The following is a 1482-nucleotide window of genomic DNA, read 5'->3' as shown; positions in this document are numbered from 1 at the left end:
TGTTATTCCTAAGTAGTAATGTCCTACCTTAAAACCAAATAGAAATGTCCTATACAGACATTTCCAAGTCAAGCACAGGATTCAGATTTCGTTCTTTGATTACTGTCTTCTGTGCACGTCTGCTTGGCATAGATTGAGAACGATTACGTTTGTTTTGCTGTTCCAATTCTTCATGCTGTTGTTGAATATGATTGAGAACTGCACCTAAACGTTTATTCTCAACAATCTCTCGCTGGTTAAGCTGACTTAATTTATCGAAGATGCTGTAATTGATTTTTCTTCCCTGATATTCAATCGCGACTGTACCATCCGGGTATTCCAGGAACTCAAGATACTTACTAATCAATCTTTGGTTTTCTTCCGTGTTTTCCAGGAGATATACGCATTTATCATAAGTAATCGTCAGGCTATTCGTGACTCTGCGGGGTTCACGCCAGGTAAAAATATCATCTAATTCTTCGGCTGTTTCAGTGACAGTCCGGTGTAGATCCTTGGGATTAAAGGCCATCTTGGCAAACTTCTGATTGAATTGCTCAATGAAGCAGGGTAGCCAGGCATTCGCTTGTTCAATCGAACAGATGCCTTCCAGGCGCATTTCTTTGATCAGACGGTCCTGAAGCGTTCTATTGGCTCGTTCTACACGGCCTTTGGCCTGTGGTGAATTAGCGAAGATAATATCGATATTCAGGGTGCTGAGTACGCGCCCAAATTGCGTAATCTTGGTGTCTTTCTTGCTGCTTTGATTCACCCTGAAGACTGAATGTTTATCGCTGTAGAAGGCTAAAGGCTTACCATGCTGCTCAACATACAAACGTGTTGAAATCATATAGTCAAAGGCTGATTCTGACTCACAGAAGCGTAAGTGCTGCAATTTTCCTGTGGCGTCATCGATAAACACCAATAGACAGCATTTAGGGGCTCTTCCTTCAAACCAGTCATGATGTGAGCCATCAATTTGGATCAGTTCACCATAACAGTCCCGGTTATAACGAGGCTGATATGGGCGTTTCAGGCGTTTGGAGCGAGGAATCCATAAATCGGCTGCAATCATCCAGGAACGCAGGGTTTCCACTGAAATATCGAATCCATGAATGGTAGTCAGCTTTTCATGCGCTAAAGTGGGTCCGAAACCATGGAATTGCTCAGCAACCATATTGAGGCACTTGAGCCTGAGTTCTTCAGGAAGCCTGGAATTGCTGGTTTGACCACGACCGGCATGGGCTAATGCAGCTGGGCCTTGAGCTTTGTATTTTTGCAGTAAACGCCTGATCTGACGTTCTGAAATATGAAGTAGCTGAGCAGCCTGGGATTGAGTTATGCGTTGATCGCAGATTTCCTGCACGACCGACAATCGTTTAAGTTCTTTATCCGACATAGACACCAACATATCAAACCGTCCGCTTCGATAATCGCAAAAGCGCATATTCTAAAAGCGGACATTTTTACTTTGGAGAAACCGGACATTTCTATTTTGGAGTTACA

General features: G+C 43.4%; 1 protein-coding gene. It reads right to left on the bottom strand.

What is annotated here, in order from left to right; all coding sequences use genetic code 11:
- Positions 1-49 precede the first annotated feature (49 nt).
- On the bottom strand, positions 50-1375 hold the full coding sequence (locus tag FTU12_RS16275) for an ISNCY family transposase (RefSeq protein ID WP_179989167.1): 1326 nt from the start codon (positions 1373-1375) through the stop codon (positions 50-52).
- Positions 1376-1482: the final 107 nt, after the last annotated feature.

This window comes from Acinetobacter sp. YH12063, assembly GCF_013419715.1.
GTDB classification, from domain to species: domain Bacteria; phylum Pseudomonadota; class Gammaproteobacteria; order Pseudomonadales; family Moraxellaceae; genus Acinetobacter; species Acinetobacter amyesii.
This window is presented reverse-complemented; position numbering and strand designations above follow the sequence as displayed.